The organism is Paraburkholderia sp. BR10923 (assembly GCF_040948765.1).
Lineage (GTDB): Bacteria > Pseudomonadota > Gammaproteobacteria > Burkholderiales > Burkholderiaceae > Paraburkholderia > Paraburkholderia youngii.
The window spans coordinates 12,526-27,065 of the sequence record NZ_JBFPKO010000037.1 but is presented as its reverse complement, the minus strand read 5'-3'; the positions used below and the strand labels follow the sequence as shown (position 1 = coordinate 27,065).

The window sequence follows — 14,540 nt, the reverse complement described above, 5'->3', positions numbered from 1 at the left end:
ATCGAAAACGATTGGCGTATTTCTTAGGTTCCTCCGGTCTGCCAGCACTGCGAGGCAGCCGGACGGACATCACAATGCGGGCCGCAGATCCTTGCTGGAGCGGCTTTTCGGCAATGCCGCTTATCCGCTTCAAGATTCCTTTCAGATACTCTTATTTAACAATTGCGTGTTCAGTATAAGAATAATCTCAGAATAAATCGTTTAAACATTGTTAGATTTCGTCTCGGGGCGAGTTGTCATTTGATGCAATCCTTATGCAGGTGCGCGAGACGCGCAGCCCGTTTTTGTATGAGGCGTTCGAGTGCTTCACATTGATGGCCAATGCGATGACGCAATGCGTCAAAGGCAGTCAGCGGATGATGCCGGGCGCGCGTGTCGCGGGCAAAAAAAGCGGCGTTGCCCCTGTCGAAGCAACGCCGCCTAAAGAACACTACACACGCTCGCCGGGGTCTAGCCGCACGAGTAATGTCACGTTAGCCCGGCGCGAAGCCGCGCTCAAGAAGAAAGAACTTCCTTTGTAACCGCTGGGAAAGTAGTTATTACGCCTGGTCCGGAAGCACGCGACGCGCAAGTCTTGCACAGCGCGAGTTCGAAATTGGTATGAGTTGAAGCCTCCCGCGGCGGCCATTTACACACGCAGACGTTTTGTTACAGTCCGGCCCCCTTTAACGTTGCTGCAGCGCATCAGATTCCCAAAGCTGGGATGCTGCGCATTGCCTCTGCATTGCCTCGTTCGATCGTCGGCTCGCGCTCACCGCGCGCCCTCGATTTCCGGTATCGGTGCGAACAGCGCGTCGAGATCGTCGTCCGAGAACTTCGCGGCGCCTGCCGCGTCTTCCGCGAGAATGCTGTCGGCGAGCCCGGCCTTGTGTTCCTGCAGCTCGACGATCTTTTCCTCTATGCTGCCGGCCGCGATCAGCTTGTAGACAAATACCGGCTTGTCTTGTCCCAGCCGATGCGCGCGGTCGGTCGCCTGGTTCTCGGCGGCCGGGTTCCACCATGGGTCGTAGTGGATCACCGTGTCGGCGGCGGTCAGGTTCAGCCCCACGCCGCCCGCCTTCAGGCTGATCAGGAACAGCGGCACCTCGCCCTGCTGGAACCGCTGGACCGGCGTCACCCGATCAGCCGTGTCGCCCGTCAGCATCGCGTATGGGATCGCGGCCTCGTCGAGCGCCTTGGCGATCAGCGCGAGCATGCCGGTGAACTGCGAGAACAGCAGCACGCGACGACCTTCCTCGATCAGCTCGGGCAGCATCGACAGCAGCAGATCGAGCTTGGCCGAGCGCATCGCCCGCTCGCCGCCGCTCGCGGCCGCGCCGTCCGTGATGCCACTCGGGGTGCGCACGAGCCGCGGATCGCAGCACACCTGGCGCAGCTTCAACAACGCATCGAGCACGATGATGTGACTGCGCGCGAGCCCCTGCGCGCTGACCGCAGCGCGCACCTTCTGCTGCATCGCCGTGCGCACGGTTTCGTACAGGTCGCGTTGCGCGCCTTCGAGATCGACCGGGCACACGATCGTCGTCTTCGGCGGCAGTTCCTTCGCGACCTCGTCCTTGCGCCGGCGCAGCGTGAACGGCCGGATGCGGCGCGCAAGCAACGCGCGGCGCACGTCGTCGCCGTTCTTCTCGATCGGGTTGCGCCAGCGTCGCGTGAAGTCCTTCTGGCTGCCGAGAAAGCCCGGCAGCAGAAAATCGAACTGCGACCACAGCTCACCGAGATGATTCTCGAGCGGCGTGCCCGTCAGACACAGCCGATGCCGCGCCCGCAAGCCGCGAATCGCCTGCGCGGCCTTGGTGGTCGCGTTCTTCACGTACTGCGCTTCGTCGAGAATCAGCAGATGATAGTCGTGCTCGCCGAGCACCTTCTGATCGCGCCACAGCAGCGCATAAGTGGTCAGGATCAGTTCGTGTTCGCCGATCTGCTCGAAGCGTTCCTTCCTGTGCGGCCCGTTCAGGGCCAGCACCTTCAACTCCGGTGCAAAGCGGCGTGCTTCCTCGCGCCAGTTGTGCACCAGCGTGGTCGGCACGACGATCAGCGCGGGCTGCGTGAGCCGCCCCGCTTCCTTCTCCGCGAGAATGTGCGCGAGCGTCTGCACGGTTTTGCCGAGCCCCATATCGTCGGCGAGCACGCCGGCCAGATCCTGTTCGCGCAGGAACTGCATCCAGTTCAGGCCCTGGTGCTGATACGCGCGCAGCTCGGCCTTCAGACCGCGCGGCACCGCCACTTCGCGCAAGCCGGGTCCGGCTTGCAGACGGCGCGCGAGCTCGCGAATCGAAGCGTCGCCGCTGAACTGCCAGCGACCGGTGTCGTGCAGCGCATCGAGGCGGCCGGCATCGACCGCGGGCACGCGCAGCGGCGCGCCTTCGGCAAGCGCGCCGCCGAGCGAATCGAACAGATCGACCAGCACCCGCACCACCGGCTTCAGTCGATCGGCGCGCAACCGCAGACGCTTGTTCTCCTCCGTCTTCAGCTCGATCGGCTCGTCGTCGCGGATGCTCTCCAGCGCGCCAGACAGCCAGCGCCGGTCGCGCCGGAACAGATCGGCCAGCAGCGGCTCGAGCCGCACGTTGCGCTCGCCGACGCGGATGCCCATCTCCAGATCGAACCAGCCGTCGCCGGCTTGCTGCGCGGTGCCGTCGATCGAGTCGATCTCGATCACGTTGTAGCGGAACTCGGGCGCCATCGTCACGCGCCAGCCCTTCGCGACCAGATCCGGCACCGCGTCGTTGACGAACTCGGACCACGCGTCGGCATCGGGCAGACCGAGCATGGTGTCGGGCAACAGACGCGCCGCCTGCATATTGCGCGTCGGCACCTTCTGCAGACCGGTCTTGCGCAATTCCAGCAAGCGCTTTTTCTCGACGTCGTAGCGCCGGCGGATGTGAATCACGTCGCCGCCCGGCAGCGGCACCAGCGTCACGCTGCTGTCGGCGTTGATGCTGACGCCGTCGTATTCGAAGCTCGCCGCGGCCAGCTCGACCGCGGCGGACTTGTGCTCGGCGGCCTTCGCGGCCTTCGCGGTTGTTGCGGCCTTCGCCGTTTTCATGCCCTTCGCGGTGCCCGGCAGCGCTTGGCTGTTCAGCGTCAGCACCGGCACCGGCTCGACATCGATCACCCGAATCGCGGGCGCGTCGTGGGTCGGCGGCAGCGGCAGCTCGGGCGCGATCTCGCGCAGCACCGACGCGACGAGCGGCGCCTCGGCGAGCGAAATCGGCGGCATCGCGAGGTAGTCGGGCAATTGCTGGAACGGCAGCGACAGCGGCACAACGCCCGCCTCGTTGGCGACGCCGTCCACGTACCAGACCGGCTCGGTCGGCAGCACCATGCTCGCGCGCGGTTCGGTGCGCAGCACCGGGCGCAGACGCTCGTCGGCGAGCGGCTCCCATTCGATGCGCCCGGGCCGGTCGGCGGCGCGCGCGAGCGGCGTCGGTCGGGCCTCGCCCGGCGCGATCCTGAAGTCGAAGAACAGGCGGCCGGTCGCGATCAGCTTCTGCAACGTTTCCGCGCCACTCGTGCCGCGCAGCACGAACTGACCCAGGTCCTCGCGCGAGCGGCCGAGCCACAGGCCGCGCAGAATCGACAGGTCTTCGTCGGACACGAAGCGCGGCTGCCTGTGCAGCGCGCCTTCGACGTCGCCCCAGCTGTCGCCGACTTCGACGATCACGCCGTCGGCGTCGCAACGCGCGCGATGCAGCACGACCTCGTGGCGCAGATGAAAACGCGACCAGTTGAGCCGATAGGCGAGCGTTTCCCTGCTCGGGGCCTCCACCTTGCGGGCGGCATTTTTTTCGGCGGCGGCGTCAGCCGCGCGGGCTCGCGCGCGAAAACGCTCGAGCCAGCTGACCAGTTCGGGCCGCACACCTGGAGTCGAAGATGGTGATGGTGATGGCGCCGGCAGCACGCCCGGGACCGTGATCCGTCGCGCGACGAACACCTCCGACGTCGCCGGGCCGCTGTCGTCCTCGACCTGCGTGATGTGATCCATCTCGTCGTGGTAGTCGAGTTCCGCGAGCAGCAGCGCCGCGACGTGCTTGCAATTGCGCCCGACCGGGCACGTGCATTCGCCTTCGGCCCACGGCGACCCGCCATCGGTACGAAATCGGACCCGTGTCCGGTAAGGCTGGGGCTGCGAGCCCTGCACGTCGCCCGACAGCGTCTCGCCCTGCCATTTGACGTTGCTGACCGCGCCCACCGAGCGCGCCTTGGCGACGGTGTGCTCACCGAGCCATTCCGCAATGCTTTCCCGATCGAAGAAAACTGACGACATCCGCGTGCATTCCTGTTCAAACCGGCGAAGGCAAGCGCGCGCGGGTCGAACCATGCGACGGGAGACGCTCGCTCGCGACGCCCGGCCGATTCTGAACAGCTGCGATTTGCCTGTGGTAACCGGCCATTTTACGCGTTGGACGAAAATCGCTGGGCCGGCCGATCTGGTCGAATCGAGAACGGCCCGAACGAGCCGCGGCGCGGCCGGTTCGGCCGGGATCAGCGTCCTGCGCGGGCCATGCTGCCCCACACCCCGTCGCGCAGAATCATCCCATGCAGCAACGCCGCCGCCAGATGCAGCAGCACCGTTGCGAACAACGCGAACGCGAGCCACGTATGCAGCGCGCGCAGCAGCGCGAACAGCGCGACGTCGTGCGGTGCGATCGGCGGCAGATGCAGCGGACCGAACAGCGTGACCGGATAGCCGGCCGCCGACAGCATCGCCCAGCCGATCAGCGGCATCGCGAGCATCAGCCCGTACAGCACGACGTGCGACGCATGCGCCGCGATTCGCTGCGGCTTCGACATGCGCGTGGGCAATGGCGGACTGCCGCGCATCACGCGCACCGCGAGCCGCACCAGCACGAGCAGCAGCAACGCGATGCCGAGCGGCCGATGCAGCGCGACCAACGCATCGTGGGTGCGCGATACCGTCGCGACCATGCCCACGCCGATGAACAGCATCGCGACGATCAGCGGCGCCATCGTCCAGTGCAGCAGCCGCGCGAGCGGACTGAAGTGAGTGCGATCGCCGGTCATGAGTGCTCTCCGTTTGGCTGGGTTCGATGGAGCTCGGGATGCAGCGCCTCCTCGCGCGTGCGGCGTTGAAACGACTGCGCGTAGGCCGCCGAGCGCGCGGCGAGCAGCGGATCATCCGATGGCGCGATGCCGGCCGGCACGATCGTCGGATCGAAGTTGACGTCGCGGCAGGCGCCGTCTTCCTGCGACGCCGTGCGTTCGATCACGAGCGTCCCCGCGTCGATGCGCTGACGGTCCTCGGGCCATTGCAGCGTCGCGTCGTTCGTCGGGTCGCCCGGCTGCGCGACGGTCAATATCAGATGCCAGCGCAAGGGCCCGTGTTGCAGACGCTCGTCGAGATCGGCGGCGAGGAAGTTCTTTTCGGCCTGTTGCTCGGCGGTGATCGGCGCGTATGACGTATCTGGTACGACGGCCCAGCGCACCGCGCGCGTCGTGCCGTGAGCATCGGTAAACAGAAACGCGTCGATGCCGTAGTACGTGGCGTTCGCGAGGCTCGACGACGGCGCGTGCGACTTGACCCAGCGCTGGAACGGCTGCGTTTCGGGATTGGCCGCGTAGAACGCCTTCAGCTTCGCGGGGTCCGGTTTGCCGGTCGCGGGGTCGGGCTTCGAGGCCAGCAACTGCTGATAAAACTGCGCGGGCGTGTGCACCGCGAACACCGGCGTCGAGTTCATGCCCGTACGCCATTGTTCGCCATCGTGAAGCCGGAACTGCAGCGCGAGACTGCGCACCGGCGAGCTCGTATCGGGTGCGGACGGATTGCCGCCGGGCACCGCGAAGCGCCCCGACACCGGCGTGCGGCCCGGCGCGAACACTGCCGCGTGCGACAGCGCCGCGCCATTGCCGTTGCTGTCGAAATAGCCGTCCACGCATAGGCATTTGGCGTGATTGCGTCGATAGCCGGGATGCTGGCCCGCGACTGCTTCGAACGTATCGATGATGCGCGGAGCGGTGAGACGCGCGGGCGTGAGCCAGCCCGCGGTGTACGCGAAGCCGCCCGCAAGCGCGAGCACGACCGCGCCGATCGCGGCGAGCCGGCATGGCACGCAGATCGGCCGCGGGCCGGAGCCGGGGGGATGAGGTTTGGGTCGGGAGGGTTGTGTCACGGAGACTCCTTGCCGGATGGATACCAACGTACGGGCAAACACGCCGCGCAACGATCTATTCCATCCGGCACCGGCGCGCCCGTTCAAACCCCCTTCGCGCGCCGGTGGCCGATGCTTCAACGGGTGCCAACAGCTGGCGCGCCCGAGTTCGCGACGTGGCTCGCGGCGGCCGCCGCTTGCGTGGCAAGCGCAATCTTGTGCTGCTCGACCTGACGTGCGAACACGGGACTGACGTCGGGGTACGACGCGTCGGTGACGTAGTCGAGACCGTTCTGCTGAGCCTCGATCAATTCCTGGTACACCTGAGCGCGTGTCTTGGCCTGCGCAAACGCGCTCGACGAAGCGGCCAGAACGACGAACGACAAAGCGACGAACGAAAGCTTTTTCATGATCGACTCCAGTGAGTGTTGTGCGGGTTCGCACCAGGGAGAACCACGAGTCCGCAGCGTTTATTCCTGTATTCGCCGCGTGAAAAAAACATCGCCGGCGCGGGGAATAAATGCGCAAGCGCCTGTGTTTGCACTTGGATAGCAGCAGTCAACACCGCGCATCACCATGACCTCGACTCATCGCCCGTCCGGCACTCCTCCGTCCGAAGACGACATCCAGGCCTATGCCGACGGCACGCTGACGCCCGAACGTGCCGCGGCGCTGCGCGACTATCTCAACAAGCATCCGGCGGAAGCACGGCGGGTGGCCTTTTACGACCGCTTGAACGCACAGATCCAGGCGACGTTTCAGACCACTGAGGAGCCCGCGCATGAGTACCTGCGCGGATCGCGCCGGCTTCGCATGCGCGCGCAACCGGCCGGTCCCGCGCGTCGAACGCTCGTCGCATTCATAGGCCTCGCGCTGATGGTGATCGCCGTCAGCGGCTGGCTCGCGGCGGCGCAGGTATCAGCACAAGCACTCGACAACGCCGCCGTGATGGCGCTCGCCGAAGCCAGCGCGCGGCCCTTTTCGTCGGCATCGCCGACGCGCGCCGATCCAGCCGCGCCGGATCTCGGCGCGGTCGGCCTGCGCCTCGTCGAGCAACGCGTGCTGCGGCTCGGGCCATTGCAGCGCGTGGACGAGCTCGTCTATCTGAACGGCGATCAGCAGCCGGTGGTGGTGCTGTCGGCGGCGGCGCCGTTTGCGCGCGAAGAGCCGCAGTGGGCCGCGCGCCGCATCGGCGAATTGCGGCTGTTGACGTGGACCGCGCGGCGGCAGCGTTTCGTCGTCGCGGGCGATGCGCGCACCCACGGCCTGATGCGCGCCGCCGATCTGATGACCGCGCGCTGACGCCGGTGCGCGCGGCCCTCGCGGAATAAAATGCGCTGACAGGTGTTTGCAGTTCGAACGCATCGCGCGACGGAAGCTTCCGCGACCGGCCCGGTGCGTATCGATACCGACGCGAGTGAAGCCGATGCCACCCCCACGCCCCCTGACCGGGACCGACCATGGATGTCCGTGACGAGCTGATCGAGCACGTGCCGCGTCTGCGGCGCTATGCGCGGGCGCTGATCAACAATCGCGAGCTCGCCGACGATCTCGTGCAGGACACGCTCGAGCGCGCGCTCGGCCGCACCCGTCTGTTCCAGCCGGGCACCGATCTGCGCGCATGGCTGTTCACGATCATGCACAACGTGTTCGCGAATCAGGCGCGCAAGGCGGCGGCGCGCGCGGTCCACGTCGCGGTCGATGACGACAGCATCGCCGAAAGCGAGCTCTCGGTGCCGTCGGGCCAGACGCGTTCGCTCGAAATGCGCGACCTCGACTACGCGCTGCAGCGGCTGCCGGTCGAACAGCGCGAGGTGGTGCTGCTGGTCGGTCTCGAGGAGATGAGCTATGCCGACGTCGCGCTCGCGCTGAACATTCCGATCGGTACGGTGATGTCGCGGCTGTCGCGCGGACGCGAACGGCTGCGAGCTTTGATGGCGGGCGCCCAGCCCGGTGCGAAATTACAGGTGGTGCGATGAGCGAGCCGCAAATGCCGATCGGCGAAGAAGACTTGCACGCGTACGTGGACGGCACGCTGTCCGGCGAGCGCCGTGACGAGGTCGAGCGCGCGCTCGAACAGAATCCGGAGCTGGCCGCGCGCGTCAGCGATTACTTTTCTCTCAATGGGCTGCTTCACGAGCGCTACGACCGCGTGCTCAGCGAGCCCGTGCCGAAGCGTCTGCAGACCGTCGCGCCGCGCCGCTCGCGGGCGGCCGCGAACTGGCCGCGTTATGCCGCGCAGTTCGCGGGCATGGCTGCCGCGCTCGTGCTCGGCCTAGGCATCGGCATGCACAGGAACGATCTGATTCCACCCGTTCCGATCGATCGAACCGATACCCGGGCCGACACCCAAGCCGGCGATCGTGCGGTCAGCGCGACCAGCGCCGAGGGTTTCGCGCGCCGGGCGGCGGTCGCGCATGTCGTCTACATGCCGGCGATCGACCGGCCGAGCGACATGAGCGCCGATCACGAGCAGGACTTCGTGCAATGGCTCGCGGACCGGCTCGGCACCGAGGTCCATCCGCCGATGCTGTCGAAGAGCGGTTTCATGCTGTCGGGCGGCCGCCTGCTGCCCGGCGACGACGGACCGACCGCGCAGTTCATGTATCGCGGACCGAACGGCGAGCGTGTCACGCTGTGCATCTCGCATCGCCGCGAGAACGCGAATACAACGGCGTTCAAGCTGTATCAGGCGGGGCCCGTCAACGTGTTCTATTGGGTCGACGGCGATTTTGGCTATGCGGTGTCGGGCGGAATCGATCGCAACGAGCTGTTGCAGCTCGCGCATGATGTCTATGCGCAGTTGACGGGTGCGGCGCATGGTTGAATCGAATGCGTTCCGCGCCGCGCGGTTCCGCGCATCAACGTAGTGTCTTCGCCTGCTCCGACGTCACCGCGTCATCGCGCGCGGCGACGCGCAGTTCACGCGGCGTTGCACCCAGCAAACGCGACATCCAGTGCGCCATATGGCTCTGATGCGCAAAGCCCGTCTCGAGCGCGATCTGGCTTGCGCTGAGGCGTCCTTGCAGCAGCAGCGTTCGCGCGCGCTCCACCCTGCGCTGTACCACGTACTGATGCACGGGCACACCGAGCGTGTCGCGAAACAGCACCTTGAAATGCGGCACGCTCAGTTGTGCCTGCATGGCGAGCTCGTCGAGCGTCAAACGCTGATCGAGATGCGCGTCGATAAACTCGATCACGCGCGCGGCCGTACGCGGCGCCAGCGTCCGCCGCCGGTTGGCGGGCAGCGGTTCGACGCCGATCAGACGCACCAGCATCGCCGTGCACAGACTTTCGGCGTACAGCGGATCGGATGCATCGTCCGCTTCGAGCTCCGCGCGCAGCGCCCAGGCGAGATGCTGAAAGCGCGCGTCGCGCATCTGGAAGCGCGGACGCAGCTGCGCGTCGGCCGGTTTCAATGCGAGTTGCTCGACGGTCCGTCGCGCGAAGTCCTCGGCAAACCAGACGCTGAAAATCGTGCAGGCGGCATCATCGCTCCACTGACCTTCGAGCCCCGCGGGGATCACGTCCGCGTCGCCGTGCGCCTGAATCCGCGTATGGCGGCGCGCATCGCACAGACAGCGCGCGGTCACCGGCGCGCCGACGTGCACGCCCACACGGTGATGGACGAACGCCGGCACCCGATGCAAACCGGCCGACACGTTGACCAGATCCGCACCGAAGCCATGCCAGCCGAGCGCCCTGCTGGTGCGTACGGCGATGCGCGAGCCGCTGTGCGGCGCAGGCGCGGGAATCGGGGTGACGGCATTCATCGCTTGTCTCCTGAGTGACTTGAATGACGGCGAGAAACCTGCATTGTGCGGTGTTTTCGGCGGCTTCGCCGGCGTGACGGAATTTCGTAATGCGCCAACCGCCAACGCGATCCGCGCGACCTGCGCGGCATCGCAGTAAAAAATCATCCATATCTGCGCAATGTCATCCGGATCTGAGCGCCTCGCGGGCACCGCGTCCCTACCATCACGCCATAGCGATCCTCACAAGGAGCACAACGTGTTCGTCATTTTCGGAGCGGCCGGTCATGTGGGACAGGCGAGCGCAGCCGCCTTGCGTCGCGCGGGCCAACCAGTACGCGCGGTGGTGCGCGACGCAGCACAAGCCGAAGCACTCGCGGCAATCGGCTGCGAGATCGCGCGCGCCGACCTCAACGACGCGGAATCGGTCGCGCGCGCGATCGACGGCGCGCAGGCGGTGCAATGGCTCTGTCCAGTCCCGCGTGCGCATGATGATCCCGCGGCCGCCATGCGGCGCATCATCGACGCGGGCGTCGCCGCCTTGCGCACGGCCGCGCCGCCGCGGCTCCTCGCGCTATCCGACTACGGCGCCGAGCACTCGGACGGCACCGGCATCACGACGCTGTTCCACTACCTCGAAACGCAGTTGCGCAACGTCGCGTCATCGCTGATCTTGCTGCGCGCCGCCGAGCACATGCACAACTGGGCGCGCGTGCTGCCGGTCGCGCTCGGCCGGGGCGTGCTGCCGAGTCTGCATGATCCGCTCGACAAGCTGTTTCCGACCGTCGCCGCCGAGGACGTCGGCGCGCTTGCCGCGCAGTTGCTGCTCGATGAAGCGCCGTTGCGCGAGACGCCGCGGGTGGTCAGTATCGAAGCGAAAGAACGGGTGAGCGCGCTCGACGTCGCGCGCACCCTGGCGGAACTGTCGGGGCGGCCGGTGATCGCCCAGCGGGTGCCGCGCGACCAATGGGGTGGCGTGCTGCGCGGCGCCGGGCTCGGCGAGCGTCACGCGCAATTGATCGTCGATCTGTACGACGCGCACAACGCTGGCCGCATCGACGTGGAGGCGAACGTGAGCGAGCGACGCTTCGGCGCCACGACGTTGCGACAGGTATTGGAGGCGCTGCTATCGCGCGTGGGCGGTACGCAAGCGGCGGCGCGGTGAGCCACATGGACGTGCGGCAAGCGGACGGCGTGGCGCGAGCAGCGGCGCACCCAGACTCACGCGCCGAGTGGTGGCTGCGCGCGGCGATAACGCTTTCGAGCCTGATCGGCTGCCGCGCGCTTGCGAACCTGCTCGCCGCGATTCCCGATAGCAACGACGATTTCGGCGTGTTCTAGGTTGCTGGCGTTCCGGCTTACTGCAGCTTTTGTCACGCTGCGCGCGGCGCGGTCACCGTGGCCCATCTTTCGACAATCCTGCGATTCGCAAATCGCCACAGCACGAAGCCGTGGAACTCGATCTTCTGCCCGGACGCCGCGTCGGTCGCGCGCCAGGTGTTTCTGACCATCACCTTGTCCCGCTCAGCGAGGATGTCTTCGACAGTGACATGCAGGTCCGGCCATTTTTTGTAAAGCTCCGTCATCATCTCAATCGCGGCTTCGGGGCCGACCTGGGGACCTGACGGTTCGTCGTGGTCGAGGAAATCGACGCTCAGGTTCTGCCGCGCAACTTCCGCTTTCTTCCGGTTCACGAAGTTCTCGAAGTGCTCGATCACGAACTGCTTCATTTCTTCAAGCGTGAATCCCGGATCGCCTGCCGGTGGCACGGGTAATGGCTGCATGGCTCACCCCTCGCTGGTCAATAGCTTGAACGCATGCCGCCATTCGTTGCGCAGGAAGCCCGGCAGACACCACAGCATGCAAAGCGGTTCGAGCGCGCGTGCCGAGACAATGCTTCCGCAATCGTAGGGTTCCCAGCCGAACTCGCGGACGATCGCGGCAACCCGTTCCTTCGCCTGTTCGTCGTTGCCGCAGAGGAACATGGTCGGCGTTCCTTGCGGGAACTGCGGATCCACCATCAGCGCATTACCGACGCTGTTGAATGCCTTGACCACGTGCGTACGAGGAATCTGGGCCTGAATCTGCTCGCCGACTGATTCGTTCGGACCTGTCGTATATCTCAGCACGCCGTTGACCGGTGGTTCATCGGCGAGCGGATTGGTGGCGTCGATCAGGGTCTTGCCGGCGAGATTGTCCGCTCCCGCAAGCTCGATCACGTTTCCCGCAATGCGGCCAAGGACTGCCAGCACCACGATGTCGCCGAAGCGGGCGGCCTCGTCGAACGTACCGGTCCTTGCGGCAGCGTGATTGCGCGCCCATTCCTGCACGTCGTTCTTGCCGGGCGTGCGCGTACCCAGCATCGCTTCGTGCCCATGCTTGAGAAAACCTGCCGCCAGTGCCCGCCCGACATCACCTGAACCCAATACACCAACTTTCATTTCACCCTCTCCTCCGCCGGCGATCGCCAGCATCACCTCCGCGATCAGGAACGCGCGCCGCCAGGCACGTTTCCCGCTATATCGCGCAATAACGAGAAGCCGATTCTCGTGCCGAACCCGCGTGTGTATGCGAGTTGTACGAGCAGCATGGCGGCAGGTTCAGTGTAGCGCGCAAGCGTGAGGGGCCCGGCGTCGATCGGCTCGGCGCCGATGTCGCCAACCAGTTGCGCGACGACCGTCCGCGCGTTTGCGTCGTCGCCGCAGACAAACACACCTACCCGCTCGCCACCGACCCTTACTTCCGTCGAATGCAGCAACTCCGCGAAAGGCGGGATGGCCTTGACCACTGTTGCCCAGGGGGCGAGCTTTGCGATCTCTTCGGCGCCGGAAGTCGTCGTGCCGACGACGAGACCACTCATGTCGGGCCTCAGCGCATTGGTACAGTCCCACAACACCTTCCGCCCGGGTGGCGTGCCGACCTGCGCGAGCGCGTCGGCCGCGGCGCCCCAGGGCGTCGCCAGCACCGAGACATCAGCGAATCGCACCGCTTCGGCGACACTGCCGACCTCCGCGCCCAGCTCCGCCGCCGTTGCCCGGAGCTTCTCTGTGTCGAGACTGAAACTCAGCATCACTGAGTGCCCTTTGCCGAGCAGATGCTTCGTGAGACCGGTTCCGACATTCCCCGCACCGATGATGCCGATTTTCATGGTCGAGCCCCCCTATCGTCAGGCCTGCGAAATGTTTGCCCAGATGGACTTGTATTGCGTATAGCTCTCGAGCGCTTCGGCACCTTGCTCGCGGCCGTAGCCTGACATCTTGTAGCCGCCGAAGGGTCCGCTCGGGTGGTACTTGTGCCAGGTGTTGATCCAGACCGTGCCGGCCTCGATGCGATCCGCGAGCCGCAATGCGCGGCCCAGATCGCGAGTCTGGATGCCTGAGGCGAGCCCATACGGCGTGTCATTCGCGATGCGCACGGCCTCCTGTTCGCCCTGGAACGGAATGACCGGCAGCACCGGTCCGAAAATCTCCTCGCGGCTGATGGCCATATCGCTCGTCGCGTCGGCGAACACCGTGGGCTCGATGAAGAGCCCCTTGCCGTTGATCCGGCGGGTGCCGCCACCGGCTACGAGGCGGGCCGCCGATGACTTGCCGGCGTCGACGTACCGCTGCACCTTGTCGAATTCCGCTCTCGACGCAATCGGCCCGACCTGTGTGCGCGGATCGAGCGGATCGCCCAGCACGGCGGCCTGCGCCATCCGCGCCAGCTTTTCGACGACCTCGTCGTAGACCGGCCGCTCCACGAGCAATCGCGAACCGGCGACGCAGACTTCGCCCTTGTTCCAGAAGACACCCCAGAAGGCCGTCTGGACTGCCGTATCCACATCGGCATCTGCAAACACGATGTTCGGCGACTTGCCACCGAGCTCCATCGTCGTGTGTTTCAGCGTGTCCGCGCCGTTGCGCATAATCGTCTGGCCGACAGCGGTCGAACCGGTAAAGGCGATCTTGTCGACGAGCGGGTGTTTCACGAGCGCGTCGCCGAGCGATCCGCCGGGTCCCGTGATCAGGTTGTAGACGCCTTCCGGCACCCCTGCATCGAGCATCACCTGAGCGAGCGCGAGCGCGGTCAGCGGCGTATCGGACGCCGGCTTGTGCACGAGGGTGTTGCCGGCTGCCAACGCCGGCGCAACTTTCGAGCAGGTGAGCGCCAGCGGAAAATTGAAAGGCGTGATCGCTGCGACCACGCCTAGCGGTTCGCGACGCGTCAGGATACGGATGTGTGGTTCGTATGACGTGCGATAGGCGCCTCCCATCGCGTGCATCGCGATCCCGCCGAAGAAGCGGAAAAGGCCCGCGCAGTGGGGCATGATGACGTCGACGAAATCGCGGTACGGCATGCCCATATCCATCGATTCACGCAACGCGAAATCTTCCGCCCGCTCTTCGAGCAGGTCGGCCACGCGAAACAGGATTCTTGCCCGCGCTTCATGATGCATGCGCCGCCAGGCGCCCGACTCGAATGCCCTGCGTGCTGCTTTGACCGCCGCGTCGGCGTCCGTCACAGTCGCCTTCGCGAACTCCACGACCGTCCCTTCGGTGGTCGGATCAATGCTCGAAAGGGTCGAGCCGTCGGATGCGTCACGCCAGTTGCCGTCGATGAGAAGCTGACCGCGCGGCATGCACTTGCGCCGCGGGAGCGCCGTCGATTCCTGGACCATGATCGACCTCCTGAC

The 14,540-nt window shown here is 66.0% G+C and carries 16 protein-coding genes; 7 read left to right on the top strand and 9 right to left on the bottom strand.

The features are described from left to right. The first annotated feature begins 254 nt into the window (after nucleotides 1–254). On the top strand, nucleotides 255–521 hold the full coding sequence (locus tag AB3X94_RS37040) for a hypothetical protein (protein ID WP_368614101.1): 267 nt from the start codon (nucleotides 255–257) through the stop codon (nucleotides 519–521). 230 nt (nucleotides 522–751) lie between these two features. Here the strand turns inward: AB3X94_RS37040 and AB3X94_RS37035 are convergent, their stop codons facing one another. The 4 genes from AB3X94_RS37035 to AB3X94_RS37020 all read right to left on the bottom strand — a co-directional run bounded on the left by AB3X94_RS37035 (nucleotide 752) and on the right by AB3X94_RS37020 (nucleotide 6,523). Continuing rightward, nucleotides 752–4,270: an SNF2-related protein gene (locus AB3X94_RS37035; protein WP_368614100.1), complete on the bottom strand. Its 3,519-nt coding sequence runs from the start codon at nucleotides 4,268–4,270 to the stop codon at nucleotides 752–754. 218 nt (nucleotides 4,271–4,488) lie between these two features. Continuing rightward, nucleotides 4,489–5,028, bottom strand: coding sequence for a cytochrome b (locus AB3X94_RS37030; RefSeq protein WP_368614099.1), 540 nt, complete (start codon nucleotides 5,026–5,028; stop codon nucleotides 4,489–4,491). Next, the gene (locus AB3X94_RS37025) at nucleotides 5,025–6,134 is read right to left on the bottom strand and encodes a catalase family peroxidase (protein ID WP_368614098.1); all 1,110 of its coding nucleotides are present in this window, start codon (nucleotides 6,132–6,134) and stop codon (nucleotides 5,025–5,027) included. Before AB3X94_RS37025 ends, AB3X94_RS37030 begins: the two co-directional genes overlap by 4 nt. Nucleotides 6,135–6,250: 116 nt before the next feature. Continuing rightward, entirely contained in the window at nucleotides 6,251–6,523 is a 273-nt protein-coding gene (locus AB3X94_RS37020; RefSeq protein ID WP_176105845.1) for a DUF4148 domain-containing protein, read from the bottom strand. Between the two features lie 166 nt (nucleotides 6,524–6,689). Between AB3X94_RS37020 and AB3X94_RS37015 the strand changes: the two genes are divergently transcribed. The 3 genes from AB3X94_RS37015 to AB3X94_RS37005 all read left to right on the top strand — a co-directional run bounded on the left by AB3X94_RS37015 (nucleotide 6,690) and on the right by AB3X94_RS37005 (nucleotide 8,940). Beyond that, on the top strand, nucleotides 6,690–7,415 hold the full coding sequence (locus AB3X94_RS37015) for an anti-sigma factor (protein ID WP_176105844.1): 726 nt from the start codon (nucleotides 6,690–6,692) through the stop codon (nucleotides 7,413–7,415). A gap of 158 nt (nucleotides 7,416–7,573) precedes the next feature. Then, nucleotides 7,574–8,092 (top strand): RNA polymerase sigma factor, encoded by a 519-nt coding sequence (locus AB3X94_RS37010; RefSeq protein ID WP_176105843.1) that lies wholly within the window; start codon nucleotides 7,574–7,576, stop codon nucleotides 8,090–8,092. Then, nucleotides 8,089–8,940 carry an anti-sigma factor gene (locus AB3X94_RS37005; protein WP_176105842.1) on the top strand — a complete coding sequence of 284 codons (852 nt, stop codon included), beginning with the start codon at nucleotides 8,089–8,091 and terminating at the stop codon, nucleotides 8,938–8,940. Before AB3X94_RS37010 ends, AB3X94_RS37005 begins: the two co-directional genes overlap by 4 nt. 34 nt (nucleotides 8,941–8,974) lie before the next feature. On the opposite strand, the gene AB3X94_RS37000 is transcribed toward AB3X94_RS37005, so the two are convergent. Beyond that, a complete protein-coding gene (locus AB3X94_RS37000; protein WP_368614097.1) occupies nucleotides 8,975–9,886 on the bottom strand; it encodes a helix-turn-helix domain-containing protein in 912 nt (303 codons plus the stop codon). Here AB3X94_RS37000 and AB3X94_RS36995 point away from each other — a divergent pair. The 3 genes from AB3X94_RS36995 to AB3X94_RS36985 all read left to right on the top strand — a co-directional run bounded on the left by AB3X94_RS36995 (nucleotide 9,873) and on the right by AB3X94_RS36985 (nucleotide 11,206). Next, nucleotides 9,873–10,025: a hypothetical protein gene (locus AB3X94_RS36995; protein ID WP_368614096.1), complete on the top strand. Its 153-nt coding sequence runs from the start codon at nucleotides 9,873–9,875 to the stop codon at nucleotides 10,023–10,025. The genes AB3X94_RS37000 and AB3X94_RS36995 overlap by 14 nt on opposite strands. A gap of 99 nt (nucleotides 10,026–10,124) precedes the next feature. Continuing rightward, nucleotides 10,125–11,030, top strand: coding sequence for an NAD(P)H-binding protein (locus AB3X94_RS36990; RefSeq protein ID WP_368614095.1), 906 nt, complete (start codon nucleotides 10,125–10,127; stop codon nucleotides 11,028–11,030). A gap of 5 nt (nucleotides 11,031–11,035) precedes the next feature. Further along, nucleotides 11,036–11,206 carry a hypothetical protein gene (locus AB3X94_RS36985; protein WP_368614094.1) on the top strand — a complete coding sequence of 57 codons (171 nt, stop codon included), beginning with the start codon at nucleotides 11,036–11,038 and terminating at the stop codon, nucleotides 11,204–11,206. A 32-nt stretch (nucleotides 11,207–11,238) separates the two neighbouring features. Here the strand turns inward: AB3X94_RS36985 and AB3X94_RS36980 are convergent, their stop codons facing one another. From AB3X94_RS36980 to AB3X94_RS36965, 4 genes are read right to left on the bottom strand one after another with little or no spacing between them, the layout of a single operon-like run. Beyond that, nucleotides 11,239–11,649 (bottom strand): ester cyclase, encoded by a 411-nt coding sequence (locus AB3X94_RS36980; protein ID WP_368614093.1) that lies wholly within the window; start codon nucleotides 11,647–11,649, stop codon nucleotides 11,239–11,241. 3 nt (nucleotides 11,650–11,652) lie between these two features. After that, entirely contained in the window at nucleotides 11,653–12,339 is a 687-nt protein-coding gene (locus AB3X94_RS36975) for an NADPH-dependent F420 reductase (RefSeq protein WP_368614092.1), read from the bottom strand. An 11-nt stretch (nucleotides 12,340–12,350) separates the two neighbouring features. Then, the gene (locus tag AB3X94_RS36970) at nucleotides 12,351–13,013 is read right to left on the bottom strand and encodes an NADPH-dependent F420 reductase (RefSeq protein ID WP_368614091.1); all 663 of its coding nucleotides are present in this window, start codon (nucleotides 13,011–13,013) and stop codon (nucleotides 12,351–12,353) included. Between the two features lie 18 nt (nucleotides 13,014–13,031). Next, complete coding sequence (locus AB3X94_RS36965) at nucleotides 13,032–14,525, bottom strand: aldehyde dehydrogenase (protein WP_368614090.1); 1,494 nt, start codon at nucleotides 14,523–14,525, stop codon at nucleotides 13,032–13,034. Nucleotides 14,526–14,540 lie beyond the last annotated feature (15 nt).

Coding starts and splice junctions, on each gene's coding strand:
- AB3X94_RS37040 (WP_368614101.1), top strand. CDS start 255: ATGCAGGTGCGCGAGACGCGCAGCCCGTTTTTGTATGAGGCGTTCGAG.
- AB3X94_RS37035 (WP_368614100.1), bottom strand. CDS start 4,270: ATGTCGTCAGTTTTCTTCGATCGGGAAAGCATTGCGGAATGGCTCGGT.
- AB3X94_RS37030 (WP_368614099.1), bottom strand. CDS start 5,028: ATGACCGGCGATCGCACTCACTTCAGTCCGCTCGCGCGGCTGCTGCAC.
- AB3X94_RS37020 (WP_176105845.1), bottom strand. CDS start 6,523: ATGAAAAAGCTTTCGTTCGTCGCTTTGTCGTTCGTCGTTCTGGCCGCT.
- AB3X94_RS37015 (WP_176105844.1), top strand. CDS start 6,690: ATGACCTCGACTCATCGCCCGTCCGGCACTCCTCCGTCCGAAGACGAC.
- AB3X94_RS37010 (WP_176105843.1), top strand. CDS start 7,574: ATGGATGTCCGTGACGAGCTGATCGAGCACGTGCCGCGTCTGCGGCGC.
- AB3X94_RS37005 (WP_176105842.1), top strand. CDS start 8,089: ATGAGCGAGCCGCAAATGCCGATCGGCGAAGAAGACTTGCACGCGTAC.
- AB3X94_RS37000 (WP_368614097.1), bottom strand. CDS start 9,886: ATGAATGCCGTCACCCCGATTCCCGCGCCTGCGCCGCACAGCGGCTCG.
- AB3X94_RS36985 (WP_368614094.1), top strand. CDS start 11,036: ATGGACGTGCGGCAAGCGGACGGCGTGGCGCGAGCAGCGGCGCACCCA.
- AB3X94_RS36980 (WP_368614093.1), bottom strand. CDS start 11,649: ATGCAGCCATTACCCGTGCCACCGGCAGGCGATCCGGGATTCACGCTT.
- AB3X94_RS36975 (WP_368614092.1), bottom strand. CDS start 12,339: ATGCTGGCGATCGCCGGCGGAGGAGAGGGTGAAATGAAAGTTGGTGTA.
- AB3X94_RS36970 (WP_368614091.1), bottom strand. CDS start 13,013: ATGAAAATCGGCATCATCGGTGCGGGGAATGTCGGAACCGGTCTCACG.
- AB3X94_RS36965 (WP_368614090.1), bottom strand. CDS start 14,525: ATGGTCCAGGAATCGACGGCGCTCCCGCGGCGCAAGTGCATGCCGCGC.